The 19,041-nt window shown below is 37.9% G+C and carries 17 protein-coding genes; 11 read left to right on the forward strand and 6 right to left on the reverse strand.

The features are described 5' to 3' along the window. Positions 1-175: 175 nt before the first annotated feature. From J4051_RS16020 to J4051_RS16040, 5 genes are all read left to right on the forward strand, one after another. A complete protein-coding gene (locus J4051_RS16020; protein ID WP_208234890.1) occupies positions 176-679 on the forward strand; it encodes a GbsR/MarR family transcriptional regulator in 504 nt (167 codons plus the stop codon). A 51-nt stretch (positions 680-730) separates the two neighbouring features. Further along, positions 731-1,168, forward strand: coding sequence for a hypothetical protein (locus tag J4051_RS16025; RefSeq protein ID WP_208234891.1), 438 nt, complete (start codon positions 731-733; stop codon positions 1,166-1,168). A gap of 71 nt (positions 1,169-1,239) precedes the next feature. Continuing rightward, positions 1,240-2,142 carry a TIGR01777 family oxidoreductase gene (locus tag J4051_RS16030; protein ID WP_208234892.1) on the forward strand — a complete coding sequence of 301 codons (903 nt, stop codon included), beginning with the start codon at positions 1,240-1,242 and terminating at the stop codon, positions 2,140-2,142. Between the two features lie 41 nt (positions 2,143-2,183). Further along, positions 2,184-2,741, forward strand: a complete 558-nt coding sequence (locus J4051_RS16035; RefSeq protein ID WP_208234893.1) for a sigma-70 family RNA polymerase sigma factor — start codon at positions 2,184-2,186, stop codon at positions 2,739-2,741. 2 nt (positions 2,742-2,743) lie between these two features. After that, positions 2,744-2,998, forward strand: a complete 255-nt coding sequence (locus J4051_RS16040; protein ID WP_208234894.1) for a hypothetical protein — start codon at positions 2,744-2,746, stop codon at positions 2,996-2,998. Here J4051_RS16040 and J4051_RS16045 read toward each other — a convergent pair. Beyond that, positions 2,981-3,811, reverse strand: a complete 831-nt coding sequence (locus J4051_RS16045; RefSeq protein ID WP_208234895.1) for a UbiA prenyltransferase family protein — start codon at positions 3,809-3,811, stop codon at positions 2,981-2,983. The two genes, J4051_RS16040 and J4051_RS16045, sit on opposite strands and share 18 nt — an antisense overlap. A gap of 187 nt (positions 3,812-3,998) precedes the next feature. On the opposite strand from J4051_RS16045, the gene gcvP reads away from it, so the two are divergent. Both gcvP and J4051_RS16055 read left to right on the forward strand, forming a co-directional pair. Then, positions 3,999-6,848, forward strand: coding sequence for an aminomethyl-transferring glycine dehydrogenase (gcvP, locus tag J4051_RS16050; protein WP_208234896.1), 2,850 nt, complete (start codon positions 3,999-4,001; stop codon positions 6,846-6,848). A 188-nt stretch (positions 6,849-7,036) separates the two neighbouring features. Then, positions 7,037-8,095: a 3-oxoacyl-ACP synthase III family protein gene (locus tag J4051_RS16055; RefSeq protein ID WP_208234897.1), complete on the forward strand. Its 1,059-nt coding sequence runs from the start codon at positions 7,037-7,039 to the stop codon at positions 8,093-8,095. A 4-nt stretch (positions 8,096-8,099) separates the two neighbouring features. Here the strand turns inward: J4051_RS16055 and J4051_RS16060 are convergent, their stop codons facing one another. After that, complete coding sequence (locus J4051_RS16060) at positions 8,100-10,760, reverse strand: T9SS type B sorting domain-containing protein (protein ID WP_208234898.1); 2,661 nt, start codon at positions 10,758-10,760, stop codon at positions 8,100-8,102. A 76-nt stretch (positions 10,761-10,836) separates the two neighbouring features. Between J4051_RS16060 and J4051_RS16065 the strand changes: the two genes are divergently transcribed. Both J4051_RS16065 and J4051_RS16070 read left to right on the forward strand, forming a co-directional pair. Then, entirely contained in the window at positions 10,837-11,358 is a 522-nt protein-coding gene (locus J4051_RS16065) for a methyltransferase domain-containing protein (RefSeq protein ID WP_208234899.1), read from the forward strand. 24 nt (positions 11,359-11,382) lie between these two features. Next, on the forward strand, positions 11,383-12,231 hold the full coding sequence (locus tag J4051_RS16070; protein WP_208234900.1) for a glycosyltransferase: 849 nt from the start codon (positions 11,383-11,385) through the stop codon (positions 12,229-12,231). On the opposite strand, the gene J4051_RS16075 is transcribed toward J4051_RS16070, so the two are convergent. Together J4051_RS16075 and pafA are read right to left on the reverse strand one after the other, a co-directional pair. Continuing rightward, positions 12,224-13,027: a DNA/RNA non-specific endonuclease gene (locus tag J4051_RS16075; protein ID WP_208234901.1), complete on the reverse strand. Its 804-nt coding sequence runs from the start codon at positions 13,025-13,027 to the stop codon at positions 12,224-12,226. The two genes, J4051_RS16070 and J4051_RS16075, sit on opposite strands and share 8 nt — an antisense overlap. Before the next feature lie 4 nt (positions 13,028-13,031). Beyond that, positions 13,032-14,699, reverse strand: a complete 1,668-nt coding sequence (gene pafA, locus J4051_RS16080) for an alkaline phosphatase PafA (RefSeq protein ID WP_208234902.1) — start codon at positions 14,697-14,699, stop codon at positions 13,032-13,034. Between the two features lie 111 nt (positions 14,700-14,810). On the opposite strand from pafA, the gene J4051_RS16085 reads away from it, so the two are divergent. Both J4051_RS16085 and J4051_RS16090 read left to right on the forward strand, forming a co-directional pair. Then, a complete protein-coding gene (locus tag J4051_RS16085) occupies positions 14,811-15,548 on the forward strand; it encodes an MlaE family ABC transporter permease (RefSeq protein WP_129018826.1) in 738 nt (245 codons plus the stop codon). Next, a complete protein-coding gene (locus tag J4051_RS16090) occupies positions 15,548-16,315 on the forward strand; it encodes an ABC transporter ATP-binding protein (protein ID WP_208234903.1) in 768 nt (255 codons plus the stop codon). The genes J4051_RS16085 and J4051_RS16090 overlap by 1 nt, the downstream gene beginning before the upstream one ends. Positions 16,316-16,434: 119 nt before the next feature. Here J4051_RS16090 and J4051_RS16095 read toward each other — a convergent pair whose 3' ends face one another. Continuing rightward, complete coding sequence (locus J4051_RS16095; RefSeq protein WP_208234904.1) at positions 16,435-17,916, reverse strand: DUF389 domain-containing protein; 1,482 nt, start codon at positions 17,914-17,916, stop codon at positions 16,435-16,437. Then, positions 17,909-18,988, reverse strand: a complete 1,080-nt coding sequence (locus J4051_RS16100) for a mannose-1-phosphate guanylyltransferase (protein WP_208234905.1) — start codon at positions 18,986-18,988, stop codon at positions 17,909-17,911. The genes J4051_RS16095 and J4051_RS16100 overlap by 8 nt, the downstream gene beginning before the upstream one ends. Between the last annotated feature and the right edge of the window lie 53 nt (positions 18,989-19,041).

Here is a 19,041-nt window from a genome sequence, read left to right on the forward strand (position 1 = left end):
CAGAGGAATCCAACGTTTATAGAAAGAATTAACATCCGTGCAGCGACCCTGGAAGGGTCGAACGTTTCAATTTTTATTCATTGCAAGTGCCAATTGTCAATAATCTTTTCACATCAATTATAAAATAAGCTTTCAATAATTATTGAAAGTTTAAAAATTATCATATATTTGTGTCATGGAATATCAAGAAGCAAAAGAAAAATTCATTAGTACCTGGGGAAGCCTCGGTACACTTTGGGGCATTAATAAAGCGATGGCCCAGATTCAAGCCTTACTTTTTATTTCAACAAAGCCTTTGTCCATGGAAGATATTATGGAGCAACTTCAAATATCTCGCGGTAATACCAGTATGAATTTACGTCAACTGATGGATTGGGGAATTGTCACCAAAGAATTAATTCCAGGAGAGCGTAAAGAATATTTTACCACAGAAAAAGATGTACAGGAATTGGCGCGCATTATCGCCAAAGAAAGAAGCAGACGGGAAATCCAGCCCGTCGTAAAAGTGTTAAAGGAGGTCTCGTCGATCAAAGATGATGGCACTGAAAAAACAAAAGAATTGATCAAACAAACCAAGGCCCTTTATGACCTTACCGAAACTGCTGATGCCATGTTAAACAAAATCGTGAACCAACAACAAAACTGGATTACAAAATCTTTGATAAAATTGATCAAATAAAAAAATTTACAATATACTTTCAATAATTTCTGAAAGTTTCAAATAATCGATATGAAGTTAATATTCCGTTTAAATATTCTTGCGATAGGTTTACCAATTCTACTCGGATTAGTGGGAACTATTTTCAATATTTTTCTATTCTACGCACTGCTTTCAACTATGCTTACAGGCTTAATTCAAGTTGTTTTAGGAATTTACCTGTTGTTTATTCAGCCAAAAGACAAACATGTAAAAATATATCTTGCCAGTGTCATCGTCTTCTTTTTATTCTGGATAGTTGTTGGTAACAGTCATTTAGACATGGGCAATTTTATTTTAGCTTTTGTCGCAATCCCTGCTCTATTGGCAATTTATCTTACAATAATCATCTCTAAAAAAATGGATTTACGAGCTCCCCAAAGCAAAGTGGAACAACCTCACTCAACAAAACATATAGAAATAGGTGATAAAAATCAAGAACCTCAGAACAACTCCTCTAAGTATAAATAAAAAATAACCCTTTAGATCAAGAAAAATATCGACGTATTAAAACCCATTGATGGGAATAAAAAGCAGATAAAATGAAAAGCTTAATAATTGCAGGCGGAAGTGGCTTTTTAGGTCAAGTTCTCGAAAACTATTTCATAGAAAAAGGCTATTCGGTAACCATACTAACAAGACATCCTAAAAGAGAAAACAACATCTATTGGAATGCTAAAGACTTAGGAGAATGGACAAAGGTCTTGGAGCATGCAGATATCCTTATTAATTTGACAGGACAATCGGTGGATTGTAGATATACTGAAGCCAATAAAAAACTAATATATGACTCAAGAATAGACGCCACCAATATCTTGGGACAGGCTATCAATTTATGCGAACATCCTCCAAAACTTTGGATGAATGCCTCCACATCCACCATTTATGATCATTCGCTAATAAGAGAAAACGATGAAGAAACGGGTATCATTGGCGATGATTTCTCTATGAATATAGCCAAATCATGGGAACACGCATTTTACGCCATCACCAATACGAGGACTCGAAAAATAGCGCTTCGTACAGCTATCGTAATTGGCAAACATGGCGGTGCGCTTATCCCACTTAAAACATTGACCAAATTTAGATTGGGTGGCACACAAGGCTCAGGCAATCAGAAAGTGAGTTGGATCCATGAAGAGGATTTTGTAAGCGCTGTCGACTTTTTAACTAATCACTCTGAACTTTCAGGAAATTTCAACCTCTGTGTCCCAAAACCAACGGACAATAAGACCCTGATGCTGACCTTAAGAAAAACCATGAGGATCTCTATTGGAATTTCACATCCTGAATGGCTCTTAACTTTCGGAGCAAAACTTATAGGGACTGAAACTGAACTAATTCTCAAAAGCAGAAATGTGATTCCCAAACGTCTATTGGAAAATGGTTTCAAATTTAATTACGAAAACATCCAAAACGCTTTAGTTAATTTGATCAACTATTAAGATTTATTTACTTAATTTTGATATAAATTGCTATAAAACAGATGCCAAATCATCAAATCAACCCTAATAGGTGGATTGAACTTTATTCGGATTATCTCTTTAATTACACGATCAGCCGGGTCAATGACCGCGAAATTGCTAAAGATATCATCCAGGATACTTTTTTCGCCGGCTTAAAGTCTATGAAAAATTTCAAAGGCGAAGCCAGCGAACGTACTTGGCTTATTTCTATCTTAAAACGAAAAATTATCGATTATTATAGAAAAATTAATTCCAAGAAAGGTCAAGCCGAAGTTCGAATGACGTACAATACCGATGAAAACGAAGGGGATTGGCTTGAAGAACGCGTGGAAGACATGACTTATTTAAATGCTCAGGACATTCTTGAAAATACAGAGCTTGGTGATGCCATTTACGATTGTATGAGTAAACTATCAGAAAGACAGGCCACCGTGTTCAAAATGAAGACCATTTTAAATTATGAAACAGAAACGATTTGTAATGAACTCAACATCACTCCGTCTAACTTATGGGTCATTATTCATCGTGCACGTATAGCTTTGGCAGAATGCATGGAGAAAAATTGGTTTAAATCATAGCAATGTTAAGATTATTTATTATTTCAAAAGAAGAAGCATTTCATATTTGTGACAAGTCACAATATCGTGAATCGACCATATGGGAAAAACTCAAACTAAGCTTCAGGTATCTTTGGTGCCGTGCCACACGATTATACGTCAACAGAAACACCAAATTGACAAAGACGCTAAAATCTTCCAACTTAGAATGTTTAGAGTACAGCGAACGTAAACTTATGGAAGACCGTTTAAACGAACAGTTAAAAAACCAAGTGTAAGACCAACCAAACTATCGGTACACTTTCTACCCAAAAAGAACTGTAATAATCGCTCCTTTTTTTATCGGCAAATACTATAAACAGACAGGTTATCAATGTAACCGTCAAGGTTAACACCATCAGTTTCTGGCTCAATTCGTCCTTTAAAAACTCCAGTATCAAAAAAACCATGCCCACCAAAACTCCCATAATCTTTGTGTTTTTGATTCCTATTTTCTGAGGAATCGTAGCCAACTTCAAACTGTCATATTTCAAATCTCTTATTTCAAAAGGCAACATCAAAAGCATGACCAATAAAAATCGTTGAATTGAGGTAAGCCAAACATCCCAACTAAACACCCCATTTTTATCCAATACGGGAAGCAAAACAGTGACTCCAGCCCAGACCATGGCAATCACATACACTTTCAAACCGCCAATGTTTCTAAGGTTTTTTTGCTGATCCACAAAATACCGTTTCGGCAAAAAAGGAATGGCATACAAAAATGTAACCACTCCAAAAACAGCGATATAAACAATCGTTTTAGGCTTTAATTGCCACATAAACCAAAGCATCAAAAGGAAACACACCAATGAAAATACTTGAACAACTTTCAACCATCTTGCCAGTCTCCGATGGTGAAACTTTGCCATTCCAAAATACTTCACAAAATTATAACCCGTAATCGTAGAAAAAAAGACAAAGCAGAACAAAGGCCAATCTGCTGGCAAATGAAGTTCCAACATGGTCACATAAGTCATGGAAAACACAGCCAAGGCCACGTGAATGCTACTATTGATATAAAAATCAAACAAAGGCTTAACCCTCTTCATCTTACAAAAATAAGCATTGTGTTAATAAGACCTTCAATTGGTTAAAAACTTTAGATTTCGTTAACTAAAAATGGCCAATTTTTGCGTAAATTCGCGGTTGTAAAAAAGCACCTCATTTCCATAGAATCACAGGAGCTTATTAATTGAATTTCACGCGCAGGTGTGAATCTAACACAACACTATCTTAATGAATACAAACAGTTTTGCTCTTCGCCATATTGGTCCAGACGAAAGTGACCAAAATTTAATGCTCAAAGCCATTGGAGTGGACAGCTTAGATCAATTGATCTACGAAACAGTTCCCGACAATATCCGATTGAAAAACGGACTGAAGCTCGATCCACCAATGTCTGAGTATGAATACAACAATCATATTCATGAGCTTTCAAAAAAGAATAAAATCTTCAAATCATATATCGGCTTAGGCTACCATCCTACCATTGTTCCTGCGGTTATTCAGCGCAACGTTTTGGAAAATCCAGGTTGGTATACAGCCTATACGCCTTATCAAGCTGAAATTGCACAAGGACGATTGGAAGCGCTCTTAAACTTTCAAACCATGGTCACCGATTTGACCGGTATGGAAATTGCCAATGCCTCTTTACTTGATGAAAGTACAGCGGCCGCAGAAGCCATGAGCCTCCTATTTGCCGTTCGTGAGCGAGATCAAAAGAAAGATAACGTTAATAAGTTTTTTGTTTCTGACGCTATTTTACCACAAACCTTGTCCTTATTACAAACCAGATCTGCACCTATTGGCATTGAGCTGGTCATTGGAAATGAAGATGAATTTAGTTTTTCATCTGAATTTTTCGGTGCGATTTTACAGTATCCGGGAAAAGATGGCTTGGTAAGCGACATCAAATCATTCATAGAAAAAGCAAATGCAAATCAAATAAAAGTAGCGGTCGCTGCGGATATTTTAAGCTTGGTAAAATTGGAAGCTCCAGGTAAATTTGGTGCTGACGTCGTTGTTGGAACGACTCAACGCTTCGGAATTCCTATGGGATATGGAGGTCCACATGCTGCCTATTTTGCCACTAAGGACGAATACAAACGTGATTTGCCAGGTCGTATTATTGGGGTGACCAAAGATATGAATGGGAATAGAGCCTTACGTATGGCCTTACAAACACGTGAGCAACATATTAAACGCGATAGAGCAACGTCTAATATTTGTACCGCACAAGTATTATTAGCGGTTATGGCAGCAATGTACGCGGTTTATCACGGCCCGAAAGGCTTACAGTTTATTGCTTCTAAAGTTCACAATACAGCGTCAAGCGTAGCAAAGGCATTGAACCAATTGGGCTACAAACAAAAAAATGCATCATTTTTTGATACGATTAACATTGAGGCCAATGCCGATGCAATAAAAACCATAGCGGAGCGTCATGAAGTAAATTTCAACTATCCAAATGCAGATACCGTAACGATTTCCATCAACGAAACAACCTCATTAAAAGATGCCAACGAAATCATCGCTATTTTCGCTGAGAACCGCCAAAAAGATACAATTGTCCTAACAGAAATTGAAGCTGCCAATAATATAGATAAAAATTTACAGCGTGAGTCGGAATTTATGACCATGGAGGTGTTCAACAAACACCATTCTGAAACGGAGTTGATGCGATACATCAAAATGTTGGAGCGCAAAGATTTATCATTAAACCATTCCATGATTCCTTTGGGCTCTTGTACAATGAAACTAAACGCTGCCGCAGAAATGCTGCCATTGAGTTGGCCTAATTGGGGCACCGTTCATCCGTTTTGTCCAGTTGAGCAAGCAGAAGGTTATCACATCGTTTTAAAAGCTTTGGAGGACCAACTGACTGAAATCACAGGTTTTGCTGGCACATCCTTGCAACCAAATTCTGGTGCCCAAGGTGAGTTTGCAGGTTTAATGGTAATCAAAGCGTATCATGAATCCCGCAATGAAGGCCATCGTAACATTTGTTTGATACCATCTTCCGCACATGGTACCAATCCTGCAAGCGCAGTGATGGCAGGAATGAAAGTGGTCGTGACTAAATCTACAGAAGAAGGCAATATTGACGTTGACGATTTACGCGAAAAAGCGCTTAAGCATAAAGATAATTTATCGTGTTTGATGGTAACCTATCCATCAACCCATGGTGTTTATGAGTCTGCCATTAAGGAAATCACCCAAATTATTCATGATAACGGCGGTCAAGTCTATATGGATGGCGCCAATATGAACGCTCAAGTCGGCTTGACAAATCCAGGAAACATTGGCGCGGACGTATGTCATCTCAATTTGCACAAAACATTTGCCATTCCACACGGTGGTGGTGGACCAGGTGTTGGTCCAATTTGCGTAGCCGAACAATTAGTGCCGTTTTTACCAGGAAACCCAATCATCAAAACAGGTGGAGAGAAAGCGATCACGGCTATTTCTGGTGCACCTTTTGGTTCTTCATTGGTGTGCTTGATTTCCTATGGTTATATCAAGATGTTAGGTGCTGAAGGATTGACCAAAGCAACCCAAACAGCCATTTTAAATGCCAACTATATCAAGCAACGCTTGCAAGGGCAGTTTGATACTTTATATTCTGGAGAACGCGGACGCGCAGCCCACGAAATGATTGTGGATTGCCGACCTTTTAAAGACAATGGTATTGAAGTTAGCGACATTGCAAAACGCTTGATGGACTATGGATTCCATGCACCAACAGTTTCCTTCCCAGTAGCAGGGACATTGATGATAGAGCCTACCGAAAGTGAAAGCAAGGACGAAATGGATCGCTTTTGTGACGCCATGATTTCGATTAGAAAAGAAATTGACCAAGCCTCCAAAGATGATCCAAATAACGTGCTTAAAAATGCACCCCATACTTTGGCGATGTTGACTTCAGATCAGTGGGATTTTCCATACTCAAGAGAAGCGGCAGCATTTCCGTTGGATTATATCCGAGACAATAAGTTTTGGCCGTCCGTAAGACGTGTAGATGACGCTTATGGCGACAGGAACCTTATATGTACTTGTGCACCAATTGAAGAATATATGGAAGCTTAAATCTAAAATCGGTTAAATCATGACCTAAAGCGCTCCTTTAATTATTAAATGAGCGCTTTTTTATTGATTTTTATTTGTAGCTGCCATATTTTTGATAATTTGGCAAAAATTAACAATAAAGGCCACTATTGGCGACAAACAAAACGAATATTAAGTACATTAGTAAATTGAATAAAATTTCAAATCAAATGGCGATAAAGATTACAGGCACGGGTAGCTACATACCAAGTACGGTTGAGAAGAATGAAAGTTTCGGGCAACACCATTTTCTAAATGCTGATGGCTCCAGTTTGCCCCATCCCAATTCGGTAATCATTGAAAAATTCAAAGCGATTACTGGTATTGACGAACGCCGTTATGCCTATGACCATTTGACCTCTTCGGATCTTGCTTTTTTTGCGGCTGAAAAAGCCATCGCTGATGCCAAAATCGATCCTGAAACTTTGGATTATATCATCATGGCCCATAACTTTGGTGACGTCAAACACAATACCATCCAAACCGATGTGTTGCCATGCTTAGCATCTCGTGTTAAACACAGCTTACGAATCAAAAGCTCCAAATGCGTCGCCTATGACATCCTTTTTGGTTGTCCGGGATGGATTGAAGGGGTTATACAAGCCAATGCCTTTATCAAGGCAGGAATTGCTAAAAAATGTCTGGTTATTGGTTCTGAAACGCTTTCCAGAGTGGTGGACAAGCACGATCGTGATTCCATGATTTATAGCGATGGCGCTGGCGCCACAATAGTCGAGGCGACAGATGATGAAGGTGGGATCTTAGCCCATGAAACCGGGAGCTTTACCTATGATGAAGCTTATTTTTTATATTTTGGAAATTCAAATAACAAAGATTTGTGCGCCGATACCCGATACATCAAAATGGACGGTAGAAAAATCTATGAATTTGCACTTAACAATGTGCCTTTGGCCATGAAAACCTGTTTGGACAAAAGTGGCAAGGACATTAAGGAAGTGAAAAAGATTTTCATCCATCAGGCCAACGAGAAAATGGATGAAGCCATATTAAAGCGTTTTTATAAACTTTATGATACTGAAATTCCTGAAGGCATCATGCCCATGAGCATTCACGAATTGGGAAACAGCTCAGTGGCCACCATTCCCACCTTATTTGATCTGGTCAGAAATAACAAATTAGAAAACCATTCTCTCACCAAAGGCGACATCATCATGTTTGCCAGCGTCGGTGGTGGCATGCATATCAATGCGATAGTTTATCAATATTAAGAAGTCACCTTTTTAATGAAAAATTTGATTTATATTGAAAAGATTGGTCCTCGTTAAGATAATTTATGGTGTACCAATAATCCGTTGAAGGCATGTTATTGCCTTTATAGGTTCCATCCCATTTATTGTCTTCTGGAGTCAGAGTTTTTAATAATTTTCCAAATCTATCATAAATAAATACTTTATAATCACATTTATTCAAACCTGTTTCTAAAAACCAATAGTCGTTATAGCCGTCATTATTAGGAGTGAAAAAAGATTTGGTCTTGAAACAGTTTCGTTCATCTTCAACACAAGCCAATTCTGACGACAATAACGAAGTAATCTGGCAAGTACTTGATTCGGCACCAATAGTAATGTTGCTATATATGCCGGCGCTTAATCCTGAAACTTTAATTGTCCCATCAGAATCTGCTATATAATGATATGAATAGTCTACAGATTCAAAATTGTAAGTTAAGTTATAAGAACTACCTGGAGCTAAATCAGAAATGATCATCATCCCTGTGTTTGTCCCACATACACCCTCATCCCACAACTCAATTGTGGCTGTAAATAGTGGTGATAAAAGATCAACCGAACCAAATAACTTTGAACACTCAGTCAAGGATTCTTCAACTACTAAGTCTGTATAATACCCATGAACCAATCCTGAAACTATGACCTGTCCATTTGCATCAGCAATAAAGGATTTCGTAGTTGTGGATGATTCCAGAGTATAAGCTATATCGTAAGAAAAACCAGCAGACAATCCAGTGATTATTAGTGATCCATCCGTGGAACTACAAGTTGACGGACTTTCAGAGGTCATAGATGGATCAAAGTCCGTTGTCTCGAGAGTCACTTTAGCAACGCTATCTAAACAACCATTGAGGATATCTTCGACCACAATATTTTTATAAAGACCAGCACCAAGTCCGTCCAAAGTTATTTCTCCAATGGAATTTGAAGTTTGTGTAACCGCTTGCTGCACATCTTCAAAATAAGTAATTCTATATTGTCTATTGGCAATAAGTCCTGTGAAAGTTATACTTCCATCTTGGACGACACAACCTGATGGATTTATTGATATCATGTTCATCATTAAATCTGGATCAATAAAATCAATTTGACCCAAATTATCTGAACACCCGGTACTGTTTTCTGTAACGGTTATATCTGAATAAATGCCCGAGCTAAATCCTGTCAGAACCAGCTCTCCTGATGCATCAGAAATCTGAACGATGGAATTCGGAGCCCCATCGTTGTAGGTTATTGTATAGGCCAAGTTATTTGTCAATCCCGAAATAGTCATAGTTCCATCTTGTGAACCACAGCTCGTGGGATTATCAAATGATTCTAAATTAAATGAAGGCTCACCAATGTTTAATACCCAAACAGCTCCTTTTTGATGTCCATTTTCGCTATCACCATAAGCTCCAGAAATAACAGAAAAGCCACAATCATTTGCCCCAATATACGCCACTGACCAACCGAAAAAATCATTATTATTCAAGTTCCCTTCAAAACCATTTAAATTGGCCCCATACTTTTCATAACTATCCACCGTGCCATCGCTATTAAGATTTAAGATATAAAAAGATCCATCATTTGAGTTGGAATAATCCCCATAACCACTGTTCCCGACTAAAATCTCCTTTTTCCCATCCTGATTAATGTCAAAAATCAAATCTATAGATTTACCAAAATGAGCGTTGTCATATAAGCTATCATTAAAACCGCCTTCGGTTTGGCTAATTTTTTGACGTGACTTAACTGTACCATCAGCATTTAAGAACAATATATAAATTGCACCTCTATTACTTCCGCCGTCGTTGTCTCTATAGGCTCCTACAGCTATATCAATTATGCCATCACCATTTAAATCTCCTAAATTGGCTATAGCGCTTCCAAAATAATCACCATTACTAAGTGATCCGAAAAAGTTTCCCGATGTAGAACTAATCTTTTGATAGCTCTTTACAGTAAAATCATGGTTTAAAAACAAAATCCAAATTGCACCTCTTTCAGTGCCGCCATCATCATCTCTTCGTGCTCCAACAGCTATATCCTGTATCCCATCTCCATCTAAGTCCCCTAGAGATTCAACAGCTGACCCAAAAACATCCCATACTCCCAAAACTCCATTAAAACCACCATGCAAACTACTTATTTTTTGATGTGAGAAAACTGTTCCATCAGTATTCAAAGACAAAATGTATACAGCACCATGATGAAAACCACCATCGCCATCATATTCAGCACCCACAGCAATTTCGATTTTACCATCACCATTCATATCGCCTAGAAGCGAAACTGACACACCAAAAATATCTGAATCCTCCAGAATTTCGTTGAATCCCCCTATGCCCTGGGCTATCTTTTGACTGCGTTTAACCGATCCATCCGGGTTTAAAAATAAAATATAAATAGCCCCTTTGTTAAATCCATTCTCATCATCTTGCATGGCCCCAACAGCCACATCCAATACACCATCTCCATCCAAATCCCCAATACCGGTTACCGAATTACCAAACCAATCCTCTGCATTTAAAGCCTCATTAAAATCACCATTGGATTCATTTATTTTTACGAACGAAGAAACTTCATAAACTTGTGAAAAACTGAATTGACCAATAAAGATTACTAATGAAAGTATGAAAAATTGCCTCAATCGGTCAGTCATAATTAGAAATTCAAAAAAACTTAGTTAGTTTGTAAATATAATATTATTGTACCTTTGGCAAGCAAATACACATGAAATGTACGAAGGAAAATTCCCATTTAAAAGATATCGACTGACCTTGGAATTTTTAAAAAACCATATCAATCCATCCGATAAAATTTTAGATTTAGGAGTTGAAAATCCATTTTCTAAAATCATGAGGGATCATGGGTATGACATTAAAAACACAGCTGGCGAAGATTTAGATATCGACACCTCAGCACTTGAAGATTCAGAGTGCGATGTAGTGACTGCCTTTGAGATATTTGAACATTTACTTTCCCCTTTTACAGTTTTACAAAAAATCAATTCAAATAAACTGGTTGCCAGCGTCCCTTTAAAATTATGGTTCGCATCTGCGTATAGAAGCAAGACAGATATGCGCGACAGGCATTACCATGAATTTGAAGACTGGCAATTTGATTGGTTGCTCGAAAAAGCAGGCTGGACCATTAAAGCGCGACAAAAATGGACCAATCCCACTAAGAAAATTGGCATTAGACCAGTACTTCGCTGGTTTACCCCAAGATATTATATCGTTTACGCTGAAAGAGTTTAACTTTAGTCTTCAAATCATCAGCTTTTGAATTTCTACATCATTATACCCGCCCATAACGAACAGGATTCCATAGGACTAACATTGGAGTCCTTGGTCAATCAAACCTTGACACCTAAAAAAATAGTGGTAGTTGATGATCATTCGTCTGACGAAACCTCAGCGATTGTAAAGCGATATGTCATTAAATATTCTTGGATTTCATTAATAAACAATGAGTCCTCTGATCAACATTTGCCAGGTTCAAAAATTATAAATGCTTTTTATAAAGGCTATGAACAACTTGATGACAACTTCGATGTGATTTGCAAATTTGATGCTGATTTAATTTTCCCATCGAATTATTTAGAACGCCTGGCGCATCATTTCACAACCAATGCCAAACTTGGCATGGCCTCAGGGTTTTGCTATATCGAACAGAACGGACATTGGGTTTTAGAAAATCTGACCAGAAAAGATCATATTCGTGGTGCTCTAAAAGCATATCGAAAGAACTGCTTCATTGAAATCGGGAAGCTAAAACCGTCCATGGGTTGGGACACGGTTGACGAACTCCTGGCTAAATTTTATGGATGGGAGATTTTAACAGATTCAGAGCTTCAGGTGAAACATTTAAAACCTACGGGGATCAGCTATAACAAAGCTTCAAAATACTTACAAGGTGAAGCCATGTATAAAATGCGATATGGGTTTTTAATCACCTTGATATCTGCTTCGAAATTAGCTTACAAAAAGAAAAGTCTTTCCTTATTTAAAGATTATATGTCTGGTTTCTTTAAAGCCAAAAAAGAGGGACAGGATTATTTAGTGACCAAGGAACAGGGTCAATTTATCCGTGCGACCCGTTGGAAGGGCATGCTTCAAAAATTTAGTTGAAACTCCAACCTTTAAAGTCAGATACTGCTTCCAATCGATCTTCTATATGGTCTTCCAATGCAGGAAAAAAATCAATTCCGGTTAGTACCTCCACTGAATCCACAGATACCACGAAATTATACAAAGGCGCGTTGGAATCTCTATTCGGCATCACAAAAGCAATCATTTTTTGATTATCCGGATCATAGACAATTTTATAGAACAATTCTGGAACTGCCACTTTCTCGTTGCCAATAGTTTTTAGATCGCCTTTTAAAACACCACCGGTCACCACAAAAACACCATCATATTTCTTTGCCCAATAACGGATTTTCTGTTCTAATGTGTTCCAAATACCCGCATTAAACTCAGGATCTTGGGGACTGATATTACTGGTCAAAAAAGTTTCATCATAGGCTCGCTTATCGTAGGTTCTATCTCCTGCGGGGAGTAGATGCCCTCGGTCATATCCGGAGTTTTTATAATTTCGCCAGCTTGCGGCACCGGTTTTGACGGCTTTGTCGATTTCAAAATAAGGCCGTTCAAAGTTGGACTTTGCGAGGTGTGACTTTTTCAGCTCATAAGCCACCCACTCCGCCTGTTCATGAGGCTCACTATAAGAAAGCGAATAGCCTTGATGATGTATCACCTGACCTGTTGTACTTGAAGGTAAAAAGAAGGCTCTCGTATCAGATTTGACACGCTCGCCTTCTTTTATAAACTCCGAAGATTCTTCTTCCTTTAAGAAATGTTCATAGCCATAGACCCCCAAAACGAGAAGAATGGCAATAAGACTATAAAGATTTTTTTTACTCACACTACTATTCTAAAACAAATTCCAAAGGTTGACCGGTAGCAGCATTCGGGAAGCTAATACCCAATATGGCCGACATGGTAGGAGCAATATCGGTGATATGTGTTTTTTTCAAGCTCTCTCCATGTTTGATACCACTCCCGTAAAGTAAAAGTGGCACGTGTGTATCATAGTTAAACGAAGACCCATGGGAAGATCCTGTTAAACTATAAGAAAGAACCGCAGGATCATAGACATAAATAACATCTCCTGATCGCTTTTGGTTGTAGCCGTTTTGGATCAATTCTTCAATACCTTTAGTAAAGGACGATTGCGTCATTGACATTCCCGTATAGGCTTTATCGATATGCTCGTAGGTGATAATTTCATTGATGATGGCTTGCTGAACGTCTTCAAGTTTCAGGCCCATCTCATAGATCATAGATCTATTCAGAAATATTTGATTGTTACTGATATTTTCTACAAGCTCATCAGCTTTAAAAGTGGTTTTCATAAAAGCATATACTTTTTCCCTGAATGCTCTACTGTTAACATATCCAGCCGGAATTTTTAAGCTTTGCAAATAAGAAGGTACCTCAACCGCTGCATGATCTGCAGTTAAGAAAACCGTATAATTTCCTTTTCCAACCTTGGCATCCAAACCTTTGAACAAACGCTCTAAATCTTTATCAAGTCGTAAATAAGTGTCTTGAACTTCTTTAGAACTCACTCCAAAATTATGGCCTACATAATCTGGACTTGAATAACTTATTGCCAATACATCGGTAAATTCATCTTGTCCCAAGGTTTCACCATCAATGGCCGCCAGTGCAAAGTCGGTGGTTATATTATTACCAAACGGGGTCGCTTTAAGAATTTCATACCCATCATTCTGGTCTTTCAACGCCATCAAATCATAAGGGAAAGTTGCGGTTTCCTTACCTTTAAACCCACCTTCGAAAGTGTTGTGGTCAGGTGCACTTTCGGTATAGGTTGAAATATCATATAAGGTATTCCACTCTTTAAAATATGAGTTTGCAATATTTGAGTTATTGAAATTTTGTACCCATTTCGGCAATTCGCTCATATAAAATGTACTTGAAATCCATCGGCCTTCATCAGCACCATGAAACCAATAGGCGGCATTTGCGGTATGGCCAGCAGGAAGAATTGCACCTCTATCCTTAAGAGCAATTCCAATCGTTTTTCCGCGCATTTGCGTAAATAGTCTGTTTTCATCAGCAAAAGTGGTGGTCTTCATACGGTGTGGCGACATTTTCCCCGCTTTATGTGCAGTACCGATCGATTCCACACTATCATCACCGGCACAATACACTGAAGACTTAACTTCTTTGTCATACCAATTATTACCTATAATACCATGATATTTCGGAGATGTACCTGTATACACAGAGGCATGTCCAGGCCCAGTATATGTTGGCACATAATTGAAATGATGGTTTTTGCAATTGAAACCTTCATTCATCATACGTTTAAAACCGCCATCACCATATTTGTCATAAAAACGCGTCAAATAATCATAGCGCATTTGATCTACAACAATGCCAACAATTAATTTTGGTTGCGTTTGAATAGTATTATCTTTGTTGGTCTTGTTTTTGGAATTCTGTTGTTGTGCTTGAAATGTAGAGATAAAAAACAACGAGATAAGAATGCTGTAAATAAATTTTTTCATTTATATTAAATTGAGTTCAATATCAAACATACGGCTTTTTCAAATATCTAAATTCAAATAAAGGATAAAAACGTCGCGGTTTTTTTTACATTAGCAGTAACAAAGTATCATATGAGCTACCTACATAATATTGGTCAATATTTTTTGATGATAAAAGAAATGTTCCGCAAGCCTACCAAATGGTCAGTTATGCGGCATTTAATTTTTAAGGATATTGATGATTTGATCATTAATTCTTTAGGCATTGTAGCGTTTATTGCGTTTTTTGTTGGAGGCGTTGTGACCATCCAAACCGCGTTGAACATGACAAGTCCGCTCATTCCGAAAACGCTGGTTGGTTTTGCAACCCGACAGTCGGTCATTTTAGAGTTTGCACCAACGTTCATTTCCATTATTATGGCAGGAAAGGTGGGATCTTTTATCACCTCTAGTATTGGTACCATGCGCGTTACTGAGCAAATTGATGCTTTAGAAGTGATGGGCATCAATGCCATAAACTACTTGGTGTTTCCAAAATTTGTTGCACTGATGTTATATCCATTTTTGATTTCTATTGCTATGTTTTTAGGAATCTTAGGCGGATTGGCGGCTTCTGTTATTGGAGGTTTCGTTTCTTTAGATGATTATATCGCGGGTATTCAAATGGACTTTATTCCGTTTCATATGACCTATGCATTTATTAAGACTTTCGTTTTTGCTTTTTTATTGGCCACCATCCCATCCTACTACGGCTATTATATGAAAGGTGGCGCTTTGGAGGTTGGTAAAGCGAGTACTACCTCTTTCGTATGGACGAGTGTGGCAATTATTCTACTCAACTATATATTAACCCAAATGATGTTAAGCTAATGATTGAAGTCAATGATATCCATAAATCTTTTGGTGATTCCAAAATTCTAAAAGGCATCAGCACCACGTTTGAAAAAGGAAAAACCAATCTGGTCATAGGACAAAGTGGATCTGGAAAAACCGTTTTTTTAAAGACGTTATTAGGCTTATTCGAGCCTGATCAGGGCTCAATTATTTATGATGGCACAGATTATTCAGATTTAACCCCCGACGAAAAAAGCGACTTAAGATCGAAAATGGGGATGGTGTTTCAAGGTAGTGCACTTTTTGACTCGATGACTATTGCCGAAAACGTAAAATTTCCGTTGCGAATGTTTACAAAACAGGGTAAAAGTGAAATGAATGACCGGGTAGATCTCGTCCTAAAAAGAGTGAACCTTGATGATGCACACAACAAATTACCAAGTGAAGCTTCAGGAGGGATGCAAAAACGTGTGGCCATTGCAAGGGCTATTGTCAACCAACCTCGCTATTTGTTTTGTGATGAACCCAATTCAGGATTAGATCCTAGAACGGCTACAGTTATTGATAACCTAATTCAAGAAATCACACACGAGTACGATATCACCACGATCATCAACACCCATGACATGAACTCTGTAATGGAAATTGGTCAAAAAATCATCTTTTTAAAAGACGGAATTAAAGAATGGGAAGGTTCTAACAAAAACATCTTCAAAACTGATAATGAAGCGGTCACCGATTTTGTGTATTCTTCAGATCTGTTCAAACGGGTACAAAAGATGTATTTAGAGGAAGATATGTAGTTCAGTCTGCAGTTGGCAGTATTCAGTGATCAGTCAACTCCTAAACTTCTAAACTGATAAACTCATTACTCATTCTGAACACATGTCATCAATCCTAAATCAACACTCCTCTTACACTCCTATTGACGTCTCACGACCAAAGTATCCAATTTATACTTTTGTTTGAGCCATCGTTTCAACTTTTCCTGCTCTTTATCAATAACATCTTCTTTTACCTTATCCTTCCATCTCACGGTAAATTCAGCAATGGTGTCCAACTTTTCGAAATTGGAAGAAATCACGCTCGAATAGGATAATCTCTCAATATCCTCATAGTTGATCTTCACCTCTTTGGTCAATTCTTCAAAAGGGATTTGTAGGGCTTCATATTTTCCCAATTTCCTAACCATATCTTCAAGAAAAACGATTCTATCAGCTTGGGACAGTAAATCTAAAGAGTCACGCAAACGCAACTGCGACATATATCGCATATTGTCCAAATTTCTAGAACGATTTTGATTAAATATTAGTTTCGTGTTAGCCAGAGCTGGATAATCTTTCATACGCGCTCTAATGACCGAAATTGTATTATCGGGAATTTGATCCAGTCCAAAACTATTCAATTCTAAAGTAGATGGTTCGCCTTTTCTATTTGAATAAGTAGGTATGGCATTTGACTTTATGAAATCGGAATGTGGCAATTCTTCAAGTTCTTTATTGATAAAAGCCCGAGCCTCATTTTCAAATTTACTCTGTCCCCATACATCAATAAAGGTGATTATCGCAGGAATCATAACAATCACAGCAACCGCTGTCGCAATTCTGGAAATTCGTTTTCTCTTGGCTGAATTGGCATATTTAAGCATTGGAAAACCTAATATTTTCACCACTATAAATGTTGCCAAAGCTATAAAAATCGTGTTGATAGTAAACAAGTACATCGCTCCTAAAAAATACTCCCAATTACCTTTTGCCAATCCATAACCAGCGGTACATAATGGCGGCATCAATGCGGTTGCAATAGCTACACCAAAGATTACTGAAGCTATTGTTCCTTTTTTTGTTCGGGCAATAATCAATGCCAAACCACCAAAAAACGCAATCAATACGTCACGAATATCCGGTTTTACACGTCCTAATAATTCTGACGTATCCTCACTCAAAGGGAAAAACTTAAAGAACAAAAAAGCTGTTGCCAAACTCAATACTATCATAATGACCAAATTGATCAATGATCGTTTCAAGGTGTCGATATCATTAATGGCTATAGACAGACCAACCCCTAAAATAGGTCCCATTAAGGGTGAAATTAACATGGCACCAATGACTACCGCCGCAGAATTGGCATTTAATCCAACAGAGGCCACAAAAATAGAACAGATAAGAATCCAAGCCGTCGCGCCTTTAAATGGGATGTCACCTTGAATGGCCGCCACAGTCGCATCCCTATCGGTATCTTCACGAAAGTCCAACAGATCACTAAAGAAGATCTTGATGCTCTCCCAAAAGCTTTTGGCCTCTTTCTTTACGGCTTCTTTAGAAGCTTCTACAGCCTTATCCTGGCGACTCGTTTTTTCTTCTTCTTCAGAAAAATTGAATTTATTTTCTTGATCGTTATCCATAGTTTTCTCCAAACTTATCTTTCACCCTTTGCAGAGTCTGTTTGATATCCTGTTCTTTTGATTTGGGAAATATAAGCAAAACTTCGTCTTTATCAACAATAATATAATCTTTCAATCCATCTATTACCACGATCTTTTCAGCTTTCGTCCTAATCATATTTCCTGTAGCATCTTCAGTTAATGTTCTTGCATTGACCACTGCATTCTGGTGTTGGTCTTTGTCAAGTTTATCATATAAACTTCCCCAGGTTCCTAAATCGTTCCAATCAAATTCTGCCGGCAGGACATATACATTTTCTGAAACTTCCATAATGGCGTAGTCCACTGAAATATTTTCTGATTTTCCATAGTTTTCTGCTATGAAGAGATCTTCATCGTCTGTATTGTAAAGATTGATTCCTTTTTCGAATAACTCAAATAATTGCGGTTGATGAAACTGAAATGCCTTTACAACACTTTTGGCGCTCCACATGAATATACCTGCATTCCATAAAAAATTCCCTTGGCTGATAAAGGATTTCGCGGTTTCATAATCTGGCTTCTCCCTAAATTGATGAACAGGTTTTATGGCTTTATTTGATGATTGGTCATATTCTATATACCCAAAACCTGTATTTGGAAAGGTGGGCTGAATGCCGAGGGTCATTAGTGCATCATTAGTTTCGCAAAAATCAAATGCTTGTTGAACATTTTGAGTAAATTTGGTTTCGTCTTCAATCCAATGGTCACTGGGTGCAACAATCATAACAGCATTTGGATTTTCCTTTTGGATTTTTAACGCCGCATATAAAATACAAGGTGCGGTATTGCGCATGGCAGGCTCCAACAACACTTGTCGTTGCGTTAAACCTGGCAATTGTTGGAAAACCAAATCCTTATAGATAGCATTAGTCAGAATAAAAATATTTTCTTTCGGAATCAATTTTGAAAGCCTCTTAAAGGTTTTTTGAATGAGCGTATCCCCAGTTCCCAGCATATCATGGAATTGCTTCGGAAAATCTTGTGTGCTCACTGGCCAAAATCGTGACCCTACTCCTCCTGCCATTAATATGGCGTAGTAATTATTATTCATTATTTTTTATTTTATTGTATGTAAAAATGAATTTTGCCTCTTTTTTTACAACG

The sequence above is a fragment of the Gelidibacter pelagius genome (genome assembly GCF_017581925.1).
Lineage (GTDB): Bacteria > Bacteroidota > Bacteroidia > Flavobacteriales > Flavobacteriaceae > Gelidibacter > Gelidibacter pelagius.